Source organism: Streptomyces sp. C1-1 (genome assembly GCF_050214755.1).
Lineage (GTDB): Bacteria > Actinomycetota > Actinomycetes > Streptomycetales > Streptomycetaceae > Streptomyces.
The window spans coordinates 287694-309420 of sequence record NZ_CP189827.1; the positions used below are offsets into that span (position 1 = coordinate 287694).

The following is a 21727-nucleotide window of genomic DNA, read 5'->3' on the forward strand; positions in this document are numbered from 1 at the left end:
CCCTGGTGCGTCGCGGCGGCGGCCCGGGCGGCTTGTCCGCGTGTGTCTGGCAAGTTGGGGCTGTACGACACACAAGCCGGCCCGCTCCTGCACCTTCGGAGCGGGCCGGTGCATGTCGCAGCACGGGTGACCTGTGCCGCCGCCCCGTCCTCGCCCCACCCCTCCGGCGCCGACTCGATGAACCACGGCTAGAGCAGCCAAGAACGCACGACCAGACGCGGGGTGCGCACGGCAAGCCAGGCGCTGGCTACGCCGATCGCCGCGCCGGCGGCGACGTCGCTGGGGTAGTGGGCGCCCGCTTGCACCCGCCCCACCGCTAGCAGGGCGGCCGGCACAGCACATGCGACGCCGGCAACAGGCCAGGCGCCTGCCGCGGCCACGGTGAACGCGACCGCGGCAAGGCCATCACTGCCGCGCGGCCGCACACCACAGCTTCGTGTTCTCCGCGCACTCCTCACCGGTCAACATTCCGCAACCCCGTCACAGGCCTCACAACAGGCAGGTATCCCCCGCTCACCGCCCTACGCCCAAGAGCACCGGTCAGCTAGCGCACAGCAAGGCGAACGACGGGCGAGGCCTCAGCCGTGGCCCATGCGGCGCCGGTCCTCTTCGTCCCATGCCCGGGTGTCGCGGGGTTGGGTGTAGGGCTCGCTGTCGGGCGGCAGCCCGCCGGCGATGGCCCGCTGGCGTACGGTCTCCGCGTCGAACTCCAGGCCCAGCAGGATGGCCAGATTGGTGATCCACAGCCACAGCAGGAAGACGATGACGCCGGCCATGGTGCCGTAGGTCTTGTTGTAGGAGGCGAAGTTGGCAACGTAGAACGCGAAGCCGGCGGAGGCCAGCAGCCAGATCAGCAGGGCGAGGAGACTGCCGGGGGTGATCCACTTGAAGCCCTTTACCCGCGCGTTCGGGGTCGCCCAGTACAAGATCGCGATCATGACGGTGACCAGGACCACCAGGACGGGCCACTTGGCGATCGACCACACTGTGATCGCCGTGTCCCCGATTCCCAGGGCCTTGCCGGCCTGGCGGGCCAGTGAGCCGGTGAACACCACGATCAGCGCACTGATCACCGCCAGCACCAAAAGCACGACCGTCACCCCCAGCCGCACCGGAAGGATCTTCCACACGGGGCGGCCCTCGGGCATGTCGTAGACGGCGTTCGCGGCGCGGATGAACGCGGCCACATAGCCGGAGGCCGACCACACCGCCAGCACGATGCCGACGATCGCCATCACCGAGCCGACACCGGCGTTGCTCTGCAACTGCTCCACGGCCCGGGTGATGATGTCGCGGGCCGAGCCGGGAGCGAACTTCTTGATGTTGGCCAGCACCGAGTCGGTCGCCGACTTGCCGCTGATGCCCAGCAGCGAGACCAGCACCAGCAGCGCCGGGAACAGCGCCAGTACCCCGTAGTAGGTCAGGGCCGCCGCACGGTCGGTCAGCTCATCGTCCTTGAACTCCCGCAAGCTGCCCTTGAGCACGGCACGCCACGCGCCCTTGGGCAGCTTCGTCGGCGTATCCGGGGCGCGCCGCTCCACCTCAGGCCCGGGCCCGACCTCCTCGGGCGCGAGCGCTTCGCGCCCGCGCGCCTCGTCGTGGCCGTGGTGCGTGTTGCGCCCGGGCAGATGCAGCTTCGCCATAAGCCCCCGGGTAACCCTCGTCACCGCGCCTAAGCACGCACCAGCCGCGCGTGCGGCCGCAGCGTGAGTGGAAGGCTCGAGGTCGCCGTGTCCAGGCAGCCGGTGCCATGTGGGGCGGCGAGGAGGGCGGCCACCCCGAGCCTTGGCGGGATGGGGCCGGAGCTGAGGCCTGTCCGATCGCTCGGGTCAAGCGGCGCCCCGGTGCCGCGTGGCGGCTTCAGCCGCGGCGTGGTCGGCGGATGACCGGTTCGCGGCGTGGACCAGGCGCAGGTGACGGCCCCGGGCGTGGCGCGCGGCCTGCGGCCCCAAGCACGGCGGCGAGTTCGTCTTCGGCGACCCTGCCACCTGGGGCACCGAGCAGGCCGTCACCGTCACCGGCACCCGCCTTTACGGCAAGGCCACCGCGCAGGCCTGGGACCGGCTGCACCCACGGCTGACCCGGCGGGCAGCCTGGATCGACCACGACGGGCCGCTGCCCATCATCGAGGGCACCGTCATCCGCCTGGTCGTAGAGAAGCTGCCCAGTGGCGGGGTGAACAAGCCGGTGTGGCTGTGGTGGTCGGGCACCGCCGCCACCGAAGCTGACGTCGACCGCTGCTGGCAGTCCTTCCTCCGCCGCTTCGACATCGAGCACACCTTTCGCCTGTTCAAGCAGACGCTCGGGTGGACCGAGCCCCGGCTTCGCAGCTCGGAGGCTGCCAGAGCGTGTTCGTGGCGGTCGGTGCCCGTCCAGACAGCGGGGCCTGATGCCTCTGCCACCACGCTAGATACCTCCGAAGCTGTAGTACTTCTGCGCACAACACGGGGTGAGTGCGCCAGGTCATCGGCAGCTGCGCTGGTCGTGGTGTCCTCACGTGCTGACGGCACGAGCGTGATGCGGCCGTGCGGGACAGCTGGACGCGGGCTGAACTCAGACCTTTGCCCGCCCGCCGTCGGACGGCGGGCGGGCAAAGGATGGTGTGGCGTGTTTAGCGGGCCCGGAGCGAGGCTCCGTAGCGATCGGTCTGACGCAGCACCTTGGTTTGCTGGAAGGGCGCTGGCCAGACCTGGATGAGGTACCACTCGGTGACCTCGTCGGGAGCCAGGTCGACTGCGGTGTCTCGGCCTCGGGCATGCACGCGCAGCCGGTAGTCGCCAGGGCCGTTGAACGACAGGACGGGGAGTTCTTCGTCGAGGTCGTCCATCATGCCGCGCACCGTGAGCTCGCCGGAGGCGGAGTGTGCTGAGATCTCCACCGTCTCCTGCCAGTCACTGTCGGTGGGGGGCTCGGTGTCGTGGAGGGTGACAGTGACGGTGACGTCGCCGGTGTGGATGCCGGTCATGACGATGATGACGCCGTCGTCGACCCGGACGAGCCCGTTGTGCCCGCGCTCCAGGTCGGGGCCAGTCGGCCCGTCCTCGTCACAGATGTCGAACTGGTGGTACTGGACCGGGACGTTGCTTGTGCCCTGTCCGACTTCGTCGCTCATCTCGCCCTCCCTCTGCCGAGCGGCGGAACACCTACTTGATCCACACGAGGAACTTGTCCTTCTCGAGGATGCGGTTATACAGGTAGAAGCGGCTCAGGGCTCGGCCGCCGTCCTCGTTCTGTGTCGTCGATCATCCGGCGGCTGAAGTTTCCCCCGCCGGTGTCGGCGCCTTGCCAGGTCGATGCCATGGGGTACTCGTCGCACTGCTTGCCCGGCGGCCGCTCCAGGCTCGAGGGGCATGCTTTGCGCCGGTTGCCTGTGATCTTTTCCTTGTTGGTCAGACGGGTCAGGTACCGCCGGGTGCCGTGCTTGCCGGGCAGGTTCTTGGTGTTCTGCGCGTACTCGACGTGCTTGGCGAGCTCGGGGAATTCCCCGTTCTTGGCGTAGACCATCTCCGGGATGTAGGGCATCACACAGCCCGGCTTGGGACTGTAACTGCCTGTTCTCTATCCGCTCGCTTCGTCGGGCAGGTTCGAACGGGGGCCTGGTTCGGGTGAGTTGTCCGGGGCGGATGCATGAAGGAAGGGCCTCTTGGTAGCTCGCGGATGTCGAGTCCAGCGAGAAGCTAGAGGCCCTGTTGTCGAAGTGTCGCGTGGTCGTGGTCGCCGAGTCCAGTTCGTCCACTCGTGGGTGTGACTGCCTCGCCCACAGGTTCGGAAACGCCGTCGACCGGCCGCAGCGCCGCCGCCGATACGGCTCGGACATGAGCGATGCCGAGTGGGCCGTGGTCAGGAACCTGCTGCCGGTGCCGGGCTGGCTTTCGGGCCGCGGCGGGCGCCCGGAGGGCTACTGCCACCGGCAGATGATCGACGCAGTGCGCTACCTGGTCGACAACGGCATCAAGTGGCGGGCAATGCCCGCAGACTTCCCGCCCTGGCCGCGCGTCTACGCCTTTTTCGCCCGCTGGCGGGACACGGGACTGGTCACCGAGCTGCACGACCGGCTGCGGGAAGCCGTCCGCGCCGGCGAAGGCCGCAGCCCCGAGCCGAGCGCGGGGGTCGTGGACTCGCAGTCGGTGAAGGCAGACGCCACCGTCACCTTCGGCTCACGGGGCTTCGACGCGGGCAAGAAAATCAACGGTCGCAAGCGGCACCTGCTCACCGACACGCTCGGACTTTCCTGGCCGTGCTGGTCACACCGGCGTCCGTGACCGACCGGGACGGCGCCCGGTCCCTTCCAGCCCAATGTGGAAGGCTCTTCCTTCCCGTCGACCCGAGCAGTCCTCTCAGGCGCCCTGGAGCGCCGACTGCACCTTCTCCCTCGACCAAGGAAACCGCGCTGCACCAGGGCCGTATGGCCCTGGTGACACCGGTACTGAAGTGATGCACTGAAGGAGACGGGGACGGGCCCCGCACACAGACGCGGAGAAGCAGCCGAGAGGCTGCGCACCGCGCAATCAGGAACCGCGAGAAGCGGTTGGGGCCCTCCCCGTCGATGGGCGACCGATCGGGGACGCGCCCCCGGTAGGGCGGGCGGCGAGCAGCCCGGTCGGCCTGAATCGAGGATCTGCCGGGTCAGACAGGTTTTTACGCTGCCGTGGGCGCGGGCCGCGGTGGGCGCGTCCCCTCTCTCTTGATCAGGAATCAGACATTCCGGCATCAAGAACTCGCCGGATGGCAACGCGATGCTCGAATTGGATCTCTTGGCATGCGGGCTGACCCTGACCAGTCAGCCCGTGTTTATGATCAGGGGGATTCATGCGCATCGCGCATCACAGACGCGTCTTCGCCGTGGCCGTGACAACGGCGGTGGGGATGCTCACGCTTATCGGCACACCGGCGCACGCGCAGCCGTCTTCCCCGGCTGCGCCGTCGCTGTCGAACAGCGACACCACGGAGCTCGCCCAGCTCGCCGAAGGCTATCTGCAGCAGCGGGCCGACATGCTGACGACGACCCGCCCGACGGCCAGGGCCGCTGTCGCCCGCGTCCAGGCCACACGGGCCATGACTGCGCGGGTGCAGGATGATCTCGCTGCGCTCGCGGAGAAGGGCAGGCGGTACAAGGAAGTCGACGGCGGCTACACGAAGGCCGAGGTCGAGGTGAAGGTCACCGACACCTCCGTCACGGACCGGTCGGCGACGCTGCAGCTCACCGAACACACGCGCCTCCACCTCCCGTTCACGCCCCAGGAGGTCGAAGACGGCGCGCCGGAGTACGAGGAACTGTCGCTTCCGCACACGGTGACGTTCGCCCAGGGCGCTGACGGCGCCTGGCTGCTGTCGTCCGATAAAGCCGATACCGAGGGCGGTCCGACCCCGACGACGCAGGTTTCCGATATGGACGTCGATGCCAGCACCGACGACGGGGCCGGCAAGCCGGACGAGGACGAGGGAAGCAAAGGGCCAGGGGCCGGCACCGACCCGTTGCCTGACGGTAGCGTCGACTCCGTCGTCAAGCCTTCGGCCTCGGCCAGCTACAACTGCTCCCGTCAGGACGGGTGTATTTTTCATCGGCTGACAGGCGGCCACGCCACAGCTCGGTCACGAGGGAACCCCTGCCAAGTCACCATCCCACTCGGGTAGTTCAGTGAAGTCACGAGACCGAAGCTGATCGCACCTGACCAATCATTCGGGGCATGAGAAACCTCCGTGATAGCCCCGAGCAGAACCAGCCTACGAGCGCCACCTCTGCCCCGCACGCATGCGTGCGTCACTCACGGCCCCGGTGCCGATCTTTGACATCGCGGCCGTCTCATGGTCCGGGTGGCGCATCGCCGGTAAAGGTGGCTGATCCCTGATCACTTCGAGCATGGTCCGCTCCACCCTCCAGCACCCCCCATACGGTCCCACTCCCCCGACAGCCTGGCGGTACCTGGTGGAAGGCATGCGGCGTGACCTGGACGCTGCCGGAACCGACGCTGACCACCCCCACACCCCTCCCCGCCCTGCTGCCGGGATGGGCCGGACAACCGAAATGGGACGGCTTCCGGGCCCTGCTGTCGGTCGATGCCGGCCGTGTCGTGCTGCGCCCGCGCCGCGGCACGGACCTGGCGCCGGCGTTCCCGGAGATCGTGGCCGGCACCGCCCGCCTCCCCGACAAGACGGCCCTGGACGGTGAGTTGGTCGTGTGGTCGGAGAAACGGCTGGCCTTCGAACGCCTGCAAGACCGGCTGCGCCGCCGCGGCACAGTGCCGCCCGGGCCGCCGACAAACGGCCCGCCCACTTCGTCGCCTTCGACCTGCTACGCCTGACCGGCACCCCCACTACCAGCTGGCCCTTCCACCGGCGACGCGCCGCCCTGGAGACGCTGTTCCCCACCCGCCGGCTCACCGCACCGCGCCCTCGCGTCATCAGCAGGCCGCCCCGCTCACGCGCTCTGACCTGCCCACATCCTGGCTTGTGCAACACGCTTTAGCGAACCAAGCGGTCACCGCGTCGGCACAGCTCGACGGTCTCGGCCTTGAACTCCGGCGGGAACGAGCGGCGAGGACGCGGCTTCTTCCCCATGCTCTCCATGAGGGACATCCTCCTCCTGGGGCCGAAGTCCTTGATCTTCGATGTCCGGCAAAGCGGATCAAGCCCAGTGGTGACCAGATGATTGGTCTGGCGTGTCACACCTGGCCACCACGATCACCGTCGCATCCGGCCCGCCATCGCCACCGCAAGCTCCGCAGCAAAGCCGCCACGACCTGGGTCGATCTCCTCAGTACGGAAGGGCGAGGGCGGCGTTGGCGGTGTCGGCGCATGCGCGCAGGGCCTGGGCGGGGGTGCTGCGGCCGAGCAGGACCGCCACGACCGCTTCCCCGACCGCCTTGGAGATTTGCGGATAGGCGGGGTGGACGGGGCGGACCCGGGCTGTTTCCAGCGCCTGGGTGAACACCGTCAGGCCTTCGGTGTCGGCTGCCTTGTGCCGCCAGGCGGGCAGGTCCTGGCAGCGGCGGCTGAGCGGGAGACTGCCCGCCTGGACATCCCACACCACATCCTGCGCGGGCTGCATCAGCCAGCTGACGAACGTGCGGGCCGCCCGCTGGCGGGCCGATCCGTTGTTGAACACCGTCCAGGTGTCCGGCCCCGATATGGTCACCGGCCGGCCGGAGAAGCTGGGCAGCGGGACGACGTGGTAGTCGACCTTCGCCTGCTCAATGTCGGGCAACTGCCACGGACCGGTGAGGGTCATGCCCATCCGGCCGGACATGAAGACCTGGTACATCTGCTCGCTGCCGGGCTTGGGATCGATGTAGACGCTCTGGTCGCGGGCCAGGGCATCCACCACCTCCAGGGCGCGCACGCCGCTGTCGGCAAAGCCGATCTTCTTGCCGCCGGAGTCGATGACGTCCCCTGCGAGGTCCCAGATCATCGGCCACAGCCGCCACACGGTGTCCTCGTCGCCGGCACCGGGCCAGCCCGTGCCGAACCGGCCGCGGCCCTTGTCGGTCAGCCTCCTCGCCGTGTCCTGGAAGTCCTGCCAGGTCCAGCCCGCCCGGGGCAGGGGCAGACCCGCCTCGCGGAACAGCTTCTTGTTGCACACCACTGCCAGGGAGTCCAACAGGGCGGGCGCGGCCCGCACCTTCCCCCGGACGGTGACCGCATCGCAGGCCGGAGCCCAGTAGTCCCACCACGGGGTGGGGCCGGTGCGGACGGTGTCGGTGAGATCGACGACCTGCGGGCTCACGGCGATGCTGGCCAGGTCGGAACCGAAGATGTAGGCGATGTCCGGGTAGGAGCCCGCGGCCAGGCCGGCGGTCACCTTCTGCAGCATCGCGTCGGCCAGCACACCACCGCCCAGCCTGACCTTGATCTTGGGATGACTGCGCTCAAACGAGACGACAAGTTCTTCCAGGGCTTTCCTCCGTTGATCGGTCTGACCGTGCCACATCTCGATGGTGGCGATGCCATTGACGACACCGCCGACATCGGTGCCGGCCGCGCAGCCGGATGCCGTCAGGCCCGCGGCTGCTGCAACTGCCAGGCCGCCGCCGGTGCGCAACACACCGCGGCGTGAGGGGTGCGCGACATAGGGGGCCGCATCCATCAGTACCTCCAGGGGAATTCGGGTCGAACGAGGGGTCTGCCGCGTGGATCGCGCGACCGATGCGGTGGGTCCGGCCCGGGTGCGGCACGTTCGCCACCCGAAACTTCAGCAGGTCCTGCGGACGTATCCACTGCGGCCGACCAGGGAGACGTCGAGGGCACCCTGGATGGCGCCCAGCGTCCGACCCCAGCCGGAACACGCCGCATGTGTGAGCGGAAACGACTTGCTTCTGCCGACGCGCTGAGCGTGATCAGCGATGCGGCAGGGTCGGCCATGGCAGCCACGCCCCGTGCATTCCGGGATGACACAAGACCGTGACTGATGATCGGCTTCCAGACGATGGCGGGCATGTCCCCGCCTCGGACGCTTGCGGCGATCCTGGCGACTTGGCCTGGGCCGCCAGCTACCGGATGGCGTACCTCTTCACCGAGTGATCGACTGCGGCGTTGACGGGAGTCAAACGGCCAAAGAGGGCGATGTCAAGACCTCAAGACACCTCTTGTGCACATTTCTGCTCGGTAGCACCCTATAATGTGCAGGAACAAGCATGCTTCGCAAGTACGGGACAGCGGGCGACAGGGCAGGGCGGCAGCGTGAACGGCCCGGCCCCTGGGAGCGACGCCGACCAGCATGCCGAAGCCCGCCGGCACTGACTCGGTTGCGGCTGTGTCAAAACTTTCAACCATCAAGATGCCGTGCGCACAAACGGAGTCCAGGGCGGCAGCACCCACCGGGCGCCACTGGGCCCAGTGGGCGGACCCTGCCGTATACACCGACGACCGACCGGCGCGCCATGGCATGGCATGCGACCATGCCTGCTCACACGGCCCATGTGTACTGCGGCGCTGGGCCCAGGAGCGCGAGTCGGCTCTCGGGCATGTGACCCAAGTCGATACACCCCCAGCGCAAGGATCACATCGAGGTGATCTTCCCGGCCACGTCCGACGCAAGTAAGCGTCGGCGCCCGTTGCCGAGTCGGCCCTTCCAGGCCACGGAAGACGACGGCTGCGGAGAGCCTGGTGTCACAGCCTCCAGGAGTGGACTACGGCACTGGCTGGTCAGGATTTGGAACGCAGATGCGTCCACCTGCCGTGCGCACCCATCTCCGCCCCTTGCTTGTTTCTGATTATTTAGGCTATGAATAGCGCATCTTTAAGCATCATCGGGTTCTGGAGGACGCGTGGACCACGTCACCGAGGAGATGGCCAGCCAGCCGGACTGCTGGGGCCCCATCCCACATGTCATTCTTGACGGCCTTGGCGCGCCGATCGGGCGGGGGGCCGTTCCTCCCATCCGCCACCACCCCGTCCGCTGACTCCGCAGCAGACACTCCGAAGGGCCGCCTGGTGATCCTCACCGTCACACTCAATGCCGCGCTCGACCTCACTTATCACCTCGACCGGCTTCGCCCACACGCGAGCAACCGCGTCGGCGCCGTTGCCGCCCGGGCCGGAGGCAAGGGGATCAATGTCTCCCGTGTCCTGCACGCGCTAGGGCACGAAACCGTCGTGACCGGCCTGGCCGGGGGGCTGACCGGCACGGCTGTGCACCGCGAGCTGACCGCCGCCGGGCTGACCAACAACCTCGTTTCGATCGGAGGCGAGACCCGTCGCACCGTTGCCGTCGTCGACGAGCAACTCGGCGATACAACGATCCTCCTGGAGCCCGGGCCGGTCGTCACCGCCGACGAATGGATGCAATTCCTTTACCGGTACGACAAGTTGGTTGCTCAGGCCGCCGCGGTCGTGCTCGCAGGCAGCCTGCCTGTCGGCGTGCCTGCCAATGCCTACGCCGAGTTGATCCGCCGTGCCCGCGTCCATCATGTACCCGCTGTCCTGGACGCCGATGGTCAGGCGCTACGGGCCGGCCTGTCCGAAGCTCCTGCCCTCATCAAACCCAATGCCAGCGAACTCGCGGCCGCCAGCGGCAGCAGCGATCTCCACGCCGGGGCAGCGGCACTGCGCGCTGCGGGCGCGCAGGCGGTGGTCGCGTCGGCCGGACCGGACGGCATGATCGCCTGCGCACTTCAGGGCAGCTGGCGGGCCCGTCCCCCGCAGCACCTTGCCGGAAATCCGACCGGCGCGGGAGACGCGGCGGTTGCGGCCCTCACCCTCGGGCTGATTCAGGGGGCGCCCTGGCCGGTCAGGCTCACCGAGGCGGTAGCCCTGTCAGCCGCAGCCGTTGCGGCCCCGCTCGCCGGCGACTTCGACGTCACCATCCACCGCAGGCTGCTCGAAGCGATCACCGTGGAACCGCTCCCCGCGCTCAAAAGACAAACCGCATCCTGATCCTTTTCGTGCTTCACCGATACCGCACCGGGGCACGGCCGCACGCCGAGGTCGCATGTGCCGGGATCTCCTCCGCTCGCCTGCGGACTATGGCCCCGGGTGCCTCTGTGCGGCTGCTCCATGGTGCGTTCTGCCGCTGAGGCGAGCTCGGCGTCGGCCGGAAGACCACTGCCGGGCGCTGGACGTGCAAGCAGACGCCCAAGACGGGCATCGGCGCAAGAGGTTTCCTGCTCCATTGGTGCCCCGATGGAGAGCCGATCGTCAAGGGGGCCTCGGCTGACTGCCCCGTTTCCCGTCCCTGTTCCGAACAACCGCTCATCTAGGACATGCCATGCGACGCACCATCCTGCCCGCCGGAGGGAGTCCCTCTCCGGCTTCTGCCCCCTGTACGAGACCGCTCGTCCCGGAAAGGCCGTACTCGGGCAGCGAAATGAGCCGGGCCGTCCCCGGCACTGTCGACCAAGCCGGTGAGACTGTCACGCCCGGCCCGGACCATGCCCGAGTTGTGCACGAGGAATTGTCAGCGGCCGGCGATGTGCGCCACGCACCACGTAGCTGGGTTCGTCGCATGGCACGGGAACTGTCCTTCGACCTCGCCGGGCGCAGCAACCGGCCCGGTGGAAAGCCCGACGCAGACTGCCCCACTGCACTGCGAGGTGCGGCGTGACCCCGGCGGCCCCGCCACCGGAGTGGGACGCAGGGGATGCGGGCAGGGGACAGAGTCAGGGGGAATGGGCAGTGGGCACCTCGCGCGACCCGGGTGCGTGGCCCGGTTCCCACGAATCACCGCAGGCTTCTGAGCAGCAGGGCGTTTCCCACCCGCGAGGCCGGACGAAGGGCGCGCCGCGGCCCTTCCCACGGCTGGACCCGCGGAGCACACCTCAGCATGGCTGGGGCTACGGTTCCGTTTGGGCCGCCCAGAATGAGCACACGCCGCGGGACATCGACGCCCGCACGGCCGCTCTTCAGCAACTCCAAGCCGATCATGCGCTGTTGCGATTGCGCACGGCCCGCAGGCGCCCCATTTTCACCATGGTCGGTGCCATCTCCTCGCTCTACGTCCTGGAAATCCTGCTGGCGAATGAGGCGGGGGGCTTCATGGCCGTACCTCTCGCGGGACCCCTCAACGTCGGCTTGGCACTGAGCCTTCTACAGTGCGTCACCTCCGCCTGTGCGGTCCGGTGGTACGCCCGCCACGCAAGACGCGTCCTGGACCCGGAGGCCGCACGGGTCAGGGCACTGAGAGATTGGGGACAGGCGTGACAACCACTGCCCTGACATTGACGAATCCCGGCTTCCCCGTGTTCGTGGTCTTTGCGACATTCGTATCCTGCGCGCTGTTCGTCACCGTACTGGTCACGACCGACCGGACCACACCCCGTGACTTCTACGTCGGCGACAGCCGCCTCACCCCGGTACGCAACGGCATCGCCATCTTCGGTGTCTACCTGTCGGTCGAGACCTTGCTTGGTGCGCCCGGCAGAATCGCGTTGACGGGATACGACGGCATCGGCTACCTGATGGGTCCGATCGTCGCCATTGTCGTGGTCCTGCTTCTGATCGCGGAGCCGTATCACAGCACCAGTCGTTACACGATCGGCGACAGCCTCGGGCGGCGCCTGCGCGCCAGGTCCGTCCCCGTGGCCGCGGGAATCGCCACACTCGGCATGAGCCTGGTGTACCTGATCGCCCAGATGGTCGGTGCCGGCGCACTCGCAGCACCGATCCTGGGGCTCGAGGGAACCGGCGCGCGGGAGATCATGGTCGGCTCGCTCGGCCTCCTCGTCATCGTCTACGCGGCGATCGGAGGTATGTGGGCGACGACGGCGATACAGGTGGTCAAGGGGGTCCTGCTGCTAGCCGGAGGGGGCCTGACGGCAGTGCTGCTCATGTCGCGGGTCGGCTGGGATCCTGCGATCTTGCTGAGCCAGGCCGCGGACCACAGCGGACTCGGGGAGGCATTCCTTCAGCCCGGCACGAGTCACGTCGACGCCGCCGTAGGCAAACTCGACTCCTTGAGTGTGCAGTTGGCGGTGTTCATCGGTGCCGTTGGGATGCCCCACGTACTGATGAGGCTCAGGGCGGTGCCCACGGCACGCGCGGCCCGTCGTTCCGTCGAAATCGCAAGCTGGCTGACGCTTGCGTTCTGCTTCATGGCCGGCTTGATCGGATTCGGCGCGGCGACGGTGCTGGGCCGGGGCTCCATTCTCACCGACAACGCCACGGGAAACACCGCCGTACTGATGCTGGCAAAGTTCATCGGCGGGGCGTTCCTCATCACGCTGATCTCTTGCATTGCCTTCGCCACCGTCCTGGCTGTGGTGTCAGGGCTTGTCCTGACCGCATCTGCCGCGCTGGCCCACGACATCTACCAGGTCGGCCTGATGAACGGAAAGGCGTCGGAGAAGAGTGAGCTCCTGGTCGCCAGGGTCACGTTGGTGCTGGTGGGTGTCACGGCCATCGCGCTGTCCTTGTACGCCCAGACCCAAAGCATCTCGTTTCTGGTCGGCTTGGCCTTGGCCATCGCGGGATCCGCCATCCTGCCGGCGGTGCTGTACAACATGTACTGGAGGCGCTTCACCACCAAGGGTGCGCTGTGGAGCATCTACGGGGGCCTGCTCTCCTCCGTCCTCCTCGTCGTGTTCTCTCCCGTCCTCTCAGGCAGGCCGACCTCCCTGCTGCCCGATCAGGACTTCGCTGTCTTCCCCCTCAGCAACCCCGCAGTGGCCTCGATCCCGCTCGGTTTCCTGCTTGGCTGGCTGGGATCGGTCCTCGACTCACGCAGACCCGACGAGATGGAGTACGCCGAAACAGAGGCCAGCGTCCTCGCTGACGTGGCGGCCAGCCCTCCGGAGCCAAGCCCCGGTCCATGACCTTCTTGGACCAGGCCGGCACGGCGCCGAATTGCTCCTCCAGGTGCTGACCGAGCGCGAGGAGAGGACAGCGTCGCCATCACCTATCACGGGTTCATCCTGCGGAAGTCCTGGTAATCGTCACAGACGATGCCCTGGTTGACCCAGCATTGGAGGCCTGCGGCAAGGTCACGCTCGGCAAGGTGCACGGCGTCCTCGGTTGTGGGCAGCTCGGGACCTCTGCGCTGGAGCCTCCGTGCCGCAGAGCGAGCATGCCGAGCAGGGCCTCGTACGGGAGAACATGATCGTCGGTCGTCCATCGGCGGAAGAGCTCGCGCTGCTGCTCGAGGGTGAAGGGGGCGGCCGCGCGGCAACCGCTGTGCCCCGGCTGCCACGAACGGCGACCGCCGGCGATGGCCCGCTGCGCGACGTGCCGGCCGAGAGTACGCGGCGCCGCCCGCCTCCCAAGGGTCCGCTGTGTCACCGCTGCAGGCCAAGGCCCGCCCGTACCTGCGCTTCGTGTGGGACCGCGGCGCCCGTTCAGTCCGCGGCGAGTCCGGTCCAGGAGTGTTCATGGGCGGCGCCTCAGGACGTGCCGGCGACGCCTGGACGGATGGCAAGAGGCCGGGGTCTTCGAGCAGTTGCACCGCCTCCTGCTCTCAACTTCTGCGATCCTCCCTCCCCAGGTGGGCGGGGTCGGCGACATGGGAAGCGACGAGGACAAGAAGGCCGCGGCGGCCCTGGCAGGACTGGTCTCGAAGTAGGACATGCACCCGACGGCACGCCATGGCAGCGGATGCTTCGCAGGCTCACCTGACGGCCCGGGCAGCGCAGTCCTTGACTGTGATCATCCTGGACACACCCTGGCAGGACACATCCTCGGCAGAGCGGCCAGGCTGGCGTGAGCGGGCCGCCAGCCTGGTCGGCGGATCCGCGTTCGCGGTCGACTCCATCGTCTGCGTCCGCTGCCGGTGTGGATGGGTGGAGCAGCCCCTATGCGGGGCGCATGGTGCCGTCGGTCTCGGATGTCTCGGCTCGTGGGCGGCCCGCTTCTGCGAGACGGAGCAGGTGGACGCACGCGCGACCTGAAGCGGCCGTCCCCGAGGAGACGGCCGCGCGGATTGCAGAGTCGGAGGTTCGGCCTTCTCAGCAGGTGGACTGCCTCGTCGGCTGCACGGGATTCAGCACGTCTGGCGGACGTAATCGGCGCTGCCCGCCGGGGAGACGAGGACGTCGCGCTGAACGATGCTGAGCCTGTCGCCCCAACCCGCGCAGGCGTTGGCCAGGCCCGTGTCGGTGTACTCGATCACGATCACGTTGTCGCCGAAGGCCGCGGTGTACGTGCCGCACTCCTCGTACTGCCCGCACTCCTCGGTGATCGCGAAGTCGAGGCCGTTGGCGACGCGGTTGGCGGCCAGATCTGCGGTGTTCTTCTGGCCGATCGCGAGCCCGTCACTGTGGGCGCGCGCCGACTGGAGCTTGATGAACTCCTGTGCATCGGTGGTGCTCAGCAGCCCGCCGGAGCGCAGGTAGCTGTCGTAGTTGTCCGGCTCGATGGCCTGGAAGCCATGGTCGCGGCAGCCATCGATCCAGGCGCCCACCTTGGCCATGATGCGCTCCCGTTTCTCGGCGGTGCGGATGTCGAGGAGGGCCTCCTTCCACTCGGTGTCGTAGACGATGTTGCCGGAGGCGTCGCGCAGCAGCAGATCCGAGTCCCACTGGGACTCGGCCCCGGGCTGCGCCTGGAAGGTGTTGACGTAGCAGATGTTGTACAGGCCGGCCGCTGGAGACGCCGACTGGTCCCGGGTGACGACCTGGACGCCCTGCGGCGGGGTATAGGCCCCGCCGATCTGGTAGTCGAAGCCGGCGTGGGTGGGGGGCACAATCGGGTCGGCCGACGCAGGGGCTGGGGCGAGCAGCGCGCCTGCCAGAGCCGCGGCACATGCGGCGGCTACGCCGAATTCCTTGCTGGAGAGAACACGCTTTCGGCTCATGTCGAGCTCCAAGAGATGGTGGGCACGACCCCGCCTCGGACCCCGAAGGCGATCCTGGCGACTCGGGCCGGACTTCTGGCTCTCAACCAGCTACCGGCTGGGCGTACCTCTCGCGCCGAGTGCACGACGTCGGCGCTGCCCGGGAGTAAATAGGCAGGACGTGACGAGCGTCAATCCTTCGCTCCTCATTTTTGCACGTTTCTGCGTGATGGATGGTCAACTCGCGCAGAATTAAGCACCGGACAGGCGGTCATACAGCAACCGTGGGGTCCGCCCGGGCTTGTCGGCGGCATTGGCCGACGGCCGGCCGTGCAGCGACCATGCGGCACCGACGGCCTGCCGCGCCTTCGCTGTACAAAACGGCGTGGCGACCCGAAATCCGCCTGAACGGGCACCGTTTGGGCCTGCCGGGGCCCGGGGCTGACGGATTCCGCTCCGCTGGCTCGCTTCGATGATCTGCGTCGAGCCGAAGGCCTGGTTCTCCCGTGCGGGCCGGTGTCTCTTCCCAGCGTCTCGGGGCAGGTGGAGCGCTCCGGCCGGCCGCGGGATGCCGACCCTCGCAATGATTGCGCGCGCCGCCTTCTCGGCAGGCGGCGAACAGCCAGTGCCGGCAACCGACGAACATCGCGATGGCCGGGACCGGTCAGTGCGTGGCTCTGTGGACCGGACACGCAGTCATGTTCCCGACGTGTCTGTGCGGTTGGTTGGGCCGGAGTGTGCTTGGCAAGGCGAACGACGGCTGGGTAGCATCCAGCCCACGTCGCATCAGGAACGCGACGTCAGAGGCACGCCCATCCGGTGTGCGGGCATCGCCCGCGAGCCCGGACCAAGTCGCCAGGATCGTTTCCGGTTTCCGAGGCGGGGTCGTGCCCTCCAGCACAGTGGAGCGCGCTGTGAGCCTCGTTGACGGCCGATCGATCGTTCTCTCCCTACGCACGTGTCTCCACGCGACTCCTTCCGTCTGACGGCTGTTGCACACCCGTTCCGGCGGATCACCCTGCATCGCCAGGAGATCACCTCGTCGGGGCGGGCCGCGTACGGCGCGCAGGCCTTGTATGCGCGAGCTTGGAGAACCAGATGACCGCAGAGCGCACTTCCGTTCCCGCAATGCGCCGCTCCGATCGCGTCACCGCGATCCTGGAACGACTGGCCGGCGGCGGCGCGGTGAACGTCGCCGGTGTGGCCCATGACTTGGGGGTCTCCGTCGCGACAATCCGCAGGGACCTTACGCTGCTGGACGATCAGAATCTGGTCATCCGCACCCGTGGCGGCGCGGTGGGCCGCGCCGAGGCCTACGAATTGCCGGTCCGCTACCGCGACGGCAGGGGCCGTGCGGCCAAGCAGGCGATCGCGCGGATGGCCATGTGCTGCATGACGTCCTGCCGGCAGGTCGTGGCGATCAACGGCGGCACCACGGCGGGAGAGGTCGCCCGGCTGCTGGCGACCCGGACCGGTCTGACGGTGGTCACCAACGCGTTGAACATCGCCAGTCTGATGGTGAACCAGCCGCGTGTGAAGCTGATCGTCACCGGTGGCGTGGCCCGGCCCAACTCCTACGAACTGGTCGGTCCAGTCGCAGAGAGGACCTTGGGAAGGATGAACATCGACACCGCGTTCATCGGCATCGACGGGATCAATGCCACGACCGGGCTGTCGACGCACGACGCGGTCGAGGCGCAGATCAACGCCCTGATGATCAGCCGGGCTCGGCGGGTCGTGGTGGTGGCCGACGGCTCCAAGATCGGTCGAAGTCTGCTCGCACCCGTGGCCGGCCTCCTCGCCGTGACCGAGTTGGTCACGGACACGACCGCGGACGTCGACGAGGTGGCCGCCATCGCCGCGCGGGGCGTCAAGGTGACGGTCGCCCAACCCGCTGCGCGCTGACGGGGCCGCAGGCTTCGCGGAACGTACTGTGCCCGTCCAAATGCGTCGCAGCACGACAGGCCGTCAGACCGAACTCGCCGCGCGCGGCGGTGATCGTGAGATCACTCATGTCGCGCAGGCTGACACGCTGCGCGCAGCTTCCGCCTCGGACGACAACGGCCCCACCGCTGCTGTCGAGCGCGCCGATCGCGTGCGGGATGGTGGCGAACGGCGCGGACCTGCTGCCGACGGCCGCGTCCGCCCCGTCGGGGAGACGTAGAAGGCGGTCGTGTCGGCCGCCAACGGGCTCGACGGGGGCAGGGTGGGCAGCAACGCCATGGCTGCGAGCACGCGATACGAAGAAGTCGTGTCTTCATACCGCACAAAGCATGGAGAGTGCGCGTCACGGCATAAAGGAAGCACACAGTCGCGATGAGCGATCCCACGGAAACGCTCACTGCGGCTGAGCGCTTCTCCTCCCGGTCTCGACTCCGCCGAGAGCGTGCTGCTACGAATCCGCAACGCACGGAAATTCTCGCACTCTCCAGAGAGGAAACACATGCGGTTTATCCGAAAACTCAGGTGGTCGGCCATTCTCGCTTCTTGCGCGCTCGCGCTTGCGGGCACCGTCGTCTCGGCTCCGTCCGCGTCCGCGACACCAGCGCCGCCGTCCCCCGTCGCGTGCGCCGGGGGGCCGTGCTGGCATCCGGCGTTGCAGACGTCCTGGAACTGGGTCCTGTCCGTGGTGCCCACCGCGCCGTACCGCAACGTCCAGATGTACGACGTGGACGGCTTCAACGCCTCGTCCGCGGACGTGTCGGCCCTGCACAACGCAGGCATCAAGGCCGTCTGCTACCTGTCCGCCGGCACGTACGAGGACTGGCGCCCAGACGCCTCGCAGTTCCCCTCCTCCGTTCTGGGCAAGAGCAACGGCTGGCCCGGGGAGAAGTGGCTGGACATCCGTGAGATCCAGAGCCAGAACAGTGTGCTCCGCTCGATCATGGATGCCCGGCTGGACATGTGCCGCACCAAGGGCTTCGACATGGTGGAGCTGGACAACGTCGACGGCTACACCAACAAGACCGGCTTCTCGCTGACGGCGGCCGACCAGGTGTACTTCAACGCGACGCTGGCCAACGACGCGCATGCGCGCGGGCTCACTGTGCTGCACAAGAACGACAACGAGCAGATCCCGAACCTGCTGCCGTATTTCGACGGCGCGCTGAACGAGCAGTGCAACCAGTACAAGGAATGCACCACCGCGCAGAACGGGTCCTACGGACTCGACCAGTATGTCTCCGCGGGAAAGCCCGTCTTCCAGGCCGAGTACAAGCTCTCGACCTCACCGTTCTGTTCCGACGACAATGCGAACAATTTCAACGGCGTGAGGTTCGCCCTCAACCTCGACGACACGATATTCGAACCGTGCCGGTGAGCCGGTCTCGGTGACGCCGTCCGTGGGCCGGACGCCCAAGTCCGGCCCACGGACCCCTCGATCGCCTCCGAATCGCGGTGGCTCAGCATCCGGCGGCGGCCGGCCGCGTCCCGGTCGGCTTCCGCGCTCGTGATCAATACACCTAGATTCGACCAAGCGCCCCAACATCCTGCTGATCGTCACCGACGAAGAACGCGCCGCCCATCGCGGAACGGGGGGCCACGTTCGAGCGCTACCGGAGATCATTCGCGGTGCTCTGGCCTTCAGGCCGGAGGTGAAGCGACTCTGATGGTGGCGACGCGAAGCGTCGCGGTCTCGTTCCGGCGGAGCCGGACCCGGCTTCGTGATGGTGACGGATCGTCCGCATGGTCCCGGTGACGACGTGAGTTCGACTGATCTAGTGTGATCGTCGTGCAGCTTCGGTACGCCTTCAGGTTGTACCCCGACGCCGCTCAGCAGTCCGCGCTGGCCAGGGCGTTCGGGTGCGCACGTGTCGTGTTCAACGACGCGGTCCGTGCCCGTGAGGAGGCCAGAGCGGCCAAGCAGCCGTTCCCCAAGGCCGCAGAGCTGTCGAAGAGACTGATCACCGAGGCGAAGCAGACGGTGGAGCGGTCCTGGCTGGGCGAGGTCTCCGCGGTGGTCCTGCAGCAGTCCCTGCGGGACGCCGAGAGTGCGTACCGCAACTTCTTCGCCTCCCTCAAGGGCACCCGCAAGGGCCCCAGGACCGGCCCGCCCCGCTTCAAGTCACGCAAGGACGCCCGGCAGTCGATCCGGTTCACCGCCAACGCCCGCTGGAGCATCACCGACAGCGGCCGTCTGAACCTGCCGAAGATCGGTCCGGTGAAGGTGAAATGGTCCCGCACCCTGCCCACCGCCCCCACCTCGGTCACCGTCATCAAGGACGCGGCCGGACGGTACTTCGCCTCCTTCGTCATCGACACCGACCCCGCCGCCGACCAGGCCCGGATGCCGGACACCGACCGCACCATCGGCATCGATCTCGGCCTGACCCACTTCGCGGTCCTCTCCGACGGCACGAAGATCGACTCACCCAGGTTCCTGCGCCGCGCGGAGAAGAAGCTGAAGAAGGCCCAGCGGGAGCTGTCCCGCAAGCAGAAGGGATCCAAGAACCGGGCCAAGGCCCGCCTGAAGGTCGCCCGCGCCCATGCCAAGGCCACCGACGCGCGCCGCGAGTTCCACCACCAGCTCTCCACCAGGCTGATCTGCGAGAACCAAGGGATCGCCGTGGAGGACCTGGCGGTGGCGGGACTGGCCCGCACGAGGCTGGCCAAGTCCGTGCACGACGCCGGATGGTCATCGTTCCTCAGCATGCTGGAGTACAAAGCACAACGGCACGGCCGCACCCTGGCCAGGATCGGCCGGTTCGAGCCGACCTCCCAGACCTGCTCCACCTGCGGCGTCAAGGACGGACCCAAACCCCTGAACGTCCGGGAGTGGACGTGTACCGCCTGCGGCGCGGTCCACGACCGGGACCACAACGCCGCGATCAACGTGAAGACGGCCGCCGGACTGGCGGTGACGGCCTGCGGAGTGCCGGTAAGACCAGGAGCCATCCCGGCACAGCGCGAAGAAACAGGAAGCCACGGATTCCCGACCGGAAACCGTGCCACGTAGCGGCACAGCAACGATCGAGAAGGCCAGAATCCTCGGGCTTCAGCCCGAGGAGCAAGTCAATACACCGCCTCGGCGCAGTGCAGCTCCGCCCGATCGGTCATCTACACCGGCCAGCACCTGCCGATCACCGAGTTCTACGACAACGACAACATGGCTGCGCCCGACGGCCCGCGCCCCGGCCCTCTACACGGACGCCTCATCAAAGGGGGCCGAGGGTGATGACGCTGCCGGTGAGGCGGGCCTGTTCGGCGGCCCAGACGACACGGTGGGTGGCCAGGCTCGCGGCCGCGTCCGAGGTGAGGGCGGTCGCATCGCCCGTTGCCACCGCCTCGAGAAAGGCGGCGATCAACCCCTCGTCTCCGCCGGCATGGCCACCGGCGGCCGCACCGGCAGTGGACACGTGCACCAGTTCCTGGCTCCCGGTGAGGAAGTCGACCAGCCGGATGGTGGTGCCGTCACCGTCGAGGAAACCGTGGGTGCCGTGCAGGCGGGTGCGGCGGTGTTCCATGGGGGTGAAGGCGCTCATGGTGAATGAGCAGGTCGCGCCGTCGTCGAACTCCATGGAGACCACCTGGTGGTCCACAGCGTCGTTGTCGCAGGCGTACACGCAGCGCCCGTACGGGCCAGTGCGCAGGGCCTCGAGGACGGCCTCCTCGGTCGGAGTGTCGGTGACCGCCGACAGTGGCCAGAACTCGCTTTCGGCATCGCCCAGGCAGTTCAGGTAGAGGCGCTTGGCGGAGTAGGGGCAGGTGTGCTCGATGGTGCAGTCCAGGCAGCGGGGAGCAGCCCCGGGCGGAGCGGCGTCGGCGCGGAAGTGGGTGAGGCTGCCGAAGGAGGAGACGCGGCGGGGCGGGCGGCCGAAGAGGTGGACGAGCCAGTCGATGTCGTGACAGGCCTTGGCCAGCAGCATCGGCGAGGAGGTGGCGGTGCTGCGCCAGTGACCACGCACGAACGAGTGGGCCTGGTGCCACCAGCCCACGGGTTCCAGGTGCTCCACGCTGATCAGCCGGCCGATCCGGCCGCTGTCCACCAGGGACTTGAGCATCCTGGTGTAGGGCGTGTAGCGCAGCACGTGGCAGGCCACCAGCATGATCTTGTTGCGCTCGGCGGCCGCGGCGATGGCGGCCGCCTCGTGTTCCTCGGTCGCCATGGGTTTTTCCAGCAGCAGGTGGTACCCCGCGCCGGCGAGGCGGATCGCTGGTTCGGTGTGCTGTCGGTCCTGGGTGGCGATGATCGCCGCGTCGGCGAGGCGCGCCCGGCCGGCCAGGTCGCTCCAGTCGTCGTAGACCTGGTGGGGCGGGATGCCGAACTCCTCGGCCGCCGCGCTACGCCGGACGGGGTCCGGCTCGGCCACCGCCACCACCTGTCCCGCGCCCGTGGCGTGCGCGAGGCGGGCATAGGTCTGTCCGCGCAGCCCGGCACCGACGAGAGCGAGCGTGACGGCAGGCATGGCAGCCTCTTTCCTTGAGGGGGTCTGCGTTCTGAAGGGGTGGCCCGCACCGCCGGGCCTCACCGCGAAGGCCCTGCACAGGCAGGGCTGTTGCGGTGAGGTGTCCGGCGGCGCGGACGCGGCCAGC

At 68.2% G+C, this 21727-nt stretch carries 16 protein-coding genes and 1 pseudogene; 10 read left to right on the top strand and 7 right to left on the bottom strand.

Translation table 11 applies throughout. From position 1 onward, the window contains the following. Nucleotides 1-188 precede the first annotated feature (188 nt). Complete coding sequence (locus tag ACQF4J_RS47725) at nucleotides 189-458, bottom strand: phosphatase PAP2 family protein (protein ID WP_427168913.1); 270 nt, start codon at nucleotides 456-458, stop codon at nucleotides 189-191. 120 nt (nucleotides 459-578) lie between these two features. Next, nucleotides 579-1643: a YihY/virulence factor BrkB family protein gene (locus tag ACQF4J_RS47730; RefSeq protein WP_427168914.1), complete on the bottom strand. Its 1065-nt coding sequence runs from the start codon at nucleotides 1641-1643 to the stop codon at nucleotides 579-581. Between the two features lie 304 nt (nucleotides 1644-1947). Between ACQF4J_RS47730 and ACQF4J_RS47735 the strand changes: the two are divergent. Further along, nucleotides 1948-2379 (top strand): annotated as a pseudogene (locus ACQF4J_RS47735) (NF041680 family putative transposase); the annotation flags it as partial. Nucleotides 2380-2611: 232 nt separating this feature from the next. On the opposite strand, the gene ACQF4J_RS47740 reads toward ACQF4J_RS47735, so the two are convergent. Beyond that, nucleotides 2612-3112: a hypothetical protein gene (locus ACQF4J_RS47740; RefSeq protein ID WP_427168915.1), complete on the bottom strand. Its 501-nt coding sequence runs from the start codon at nucleotides 3110-3112 to the stop codon at nucleotides 2612-2614. 74 nt (nucleotides 3113-3186) lie between these two features. After that, on the bottom strand, nucleotides 3187-3504 hold the full coding sequence (locus ACQF4J_RS47745) for a NucA/NucB deoxyribonuclease domain-containing protein (protein WP_427168916.1): 318 nt from the start codon (nucleotides 3502-3504) through the stop codon (nucleotides 3187-3189). Nucleotides 3505-3815: 311 nt separating this feature from the next. Here ACQF4J_RS47745 and ACQF4J_RS47750 point away from each other — a divergent pair, with 311 nt between their 5' ends. From ACQF4J_RS47750 to ACQF4J_RS47760, 3 genes are all read left to right on the top strand, one after another. After that, complete coding sequence (locus ACQF4J_RS47750; RefSeq protein ID WP_427168917.1) at nucleotides 3816-4262, top strand: transposase; 447 nt, start codon at nucleotides 3816-3818, stop codon at nucleotides 4260-4262. 547 nt (nucleotides 4263-4809) lie between these two features. Beyond that, nucleotides 4810-5634: a hypothetical protein gene (locus tag ACQF4J_RS47755; RefSeq protein ID WP_427168918.1), complete on the top strand. Its 825-nt coding sequence runs from the start codon at nucleotides 4810-4812 to the stop codon at nucleotides 5632-5634. Between the two features lie 308 nt (nucleotides 5635-5942). Next, nucleotides 5943-6302, top strand: coding sequence for a hypothetical protein (locus ACQF4J_RS47760; RefSeq protein ID WP_427168919.1), 360 nt, complete (start codon nucleotides 5943-5945; stop codon nucleotides 6300-6302). A 452-nt stretch (nucleotides 6303-6754) separates the two neighbouring features. On the opposite strand, the gene ACQF4J_RS47765 is transcribed toward ACQF4J_RS47760, so the two are convergent. Beyond that, on the bottom strand, nucleotides 6755-8083 hold the full coding sequence (locus tag ACQF4J_RS47765; protein ID WP_427168920.1) for an ABC transporter substrate-binding protein: 1329 nt from the start codon (nucleotides 8081-8083) through the stop codon (nucleotides 6755-6757). A 1346-nt stretch (nucleotides 8084-9429) separates the two neighbouring features. On the opposite strand from ACQF4J_RS47765, the gene ACQF4J_RS47770 reads away from it, so the two are divergent. The 3 genes from ACQF4J_RS47770 (at nucleotide 9430) to ACQF4J_RS47780 (ending at nucleotide 13244) form a co-directional block, all read left to right on the top strand. Then, nucleotides 9430-10371 carry a 1-phosphofructokinase family hexose kinase gene (locus ACQF4J_RS47770; RefSeq protein ID WP_427168921.1) on the top strand — a complete coding sequence of 314 codons (942 nt, stop codon included), beginning with the start codon at nucleotides 9430-9432 and terminating at the stop codon, nucleotides 10369-10371. Between the two features lie 738 nt (nucleotides 10372-11109). After that, nucleotides 11110-11634 carry a DUF485 domain-containing protein gene (locus ACQF4J_RS47775; RefSeq protein WP_427168922.1) on the top strand — a complete coding sequence of 175 codons (525 nt, stop codon included), beginning with the start codon at nucleotides 11110-11112 and terminating at the stop codon, nucleotides 11632-11634. After that, on the top strand, nucleotides 11631-13244 hold the full coding sequence (locus tag ACQF4J_RS47780) for a solute symporter family protein (protein ID WP_427168923.1): 1614 nt from the start codon (nucleotides 11631-11633) through the stop codon (nucleotides 13242-13244). The genes ACQF4J_RS47775 and ACQF4J_RS47780 overlap by 4 nt, the downstream gene beginning before the upstream one ends. Before the next feature lie 1160 nt (nucleotides 13245-14404). Here ACQF4J_RS47780 and ACQF4J_RS47785 read toward each other — a convergent pair. Continuing rightward, complete coding sequence (locus ACQF4J_RS47785; RefSeq protein ID WP_427168924.1) at nucleotides 14405-15217, bottom strand: endo alpha-1,4 polygalactosaminidase; 813 nt, start codon at nucleotides 15215-15217, stop codon at nucleotides 14405-14407. A 1077-nt stretch (nucleotides 15218-16294) separates the two neighbouring features. On the opposite strand from ACQF4J_RS47785, the gene ACQF4J_RS47790 reads away from it, so the two are divergent. From ACQF4J_RS47790 to ACQF4J_RS47800, 3 genes are all read left to right on the top strand, one after another. Then, on the top strand, nucleotides 16295-17101 hold the full coding sequence (locus tag ACQF4J_RS47790) for a DeoR/GlpR family DNA-binding transcription regulator (RefSeq protein WP_427168925.1): 807 nt from the start codon (nucleotides 16295-16297) through the stop codon (nucleotides 17099-17101). Nucleotides 17102-17792: 691 nt separating this feature from the next. Continuing rightward, nucleotides 17793-18515: an endo alpha-1,4 polygalactosaminidase gene (locus tag ACQF4J_RS47795; RefSeq protein WP_427168927.1), complete on the top strand. Its 723-nt coding sequence runs from the start codon at nucleotides 17793-17795 to the stop codon at nucleotides 18513-18515. Nucleotides 18516-18926: 411 nt separating this feature from the next. Further along, nucleotides 18927-20150, top strand: coding sequence for an RNA-guided endonuclease InsQ/TnpB family protein (locus ACQF4J_RS47800; RefSeq protein ID WP_427168928.1), 1224 nt, complete (start codon nucleotides 18927-18929; stop codon nucleotides 20148-20150). A gap of 199 nt (nucleotides 20151-20349) precedes the next feature. Here the strand turns inward: ACQF4J_RS47800 and ACQF4J_RS47805 are convergent, their stop codons facing one another. Continuing rightward, a complete protein-coding gene (locus ACQF4J_RS47805; RefSeq protein WP_427168930.1) occupies nucleotides 20350-21600 on the bottom strand; it encodes a Gfo/Idh/MocA family protein in 1251 nt (416 codons plus the stop codon). Nucleotides 21601-21727: the final 127 nt, after the last annotated feature.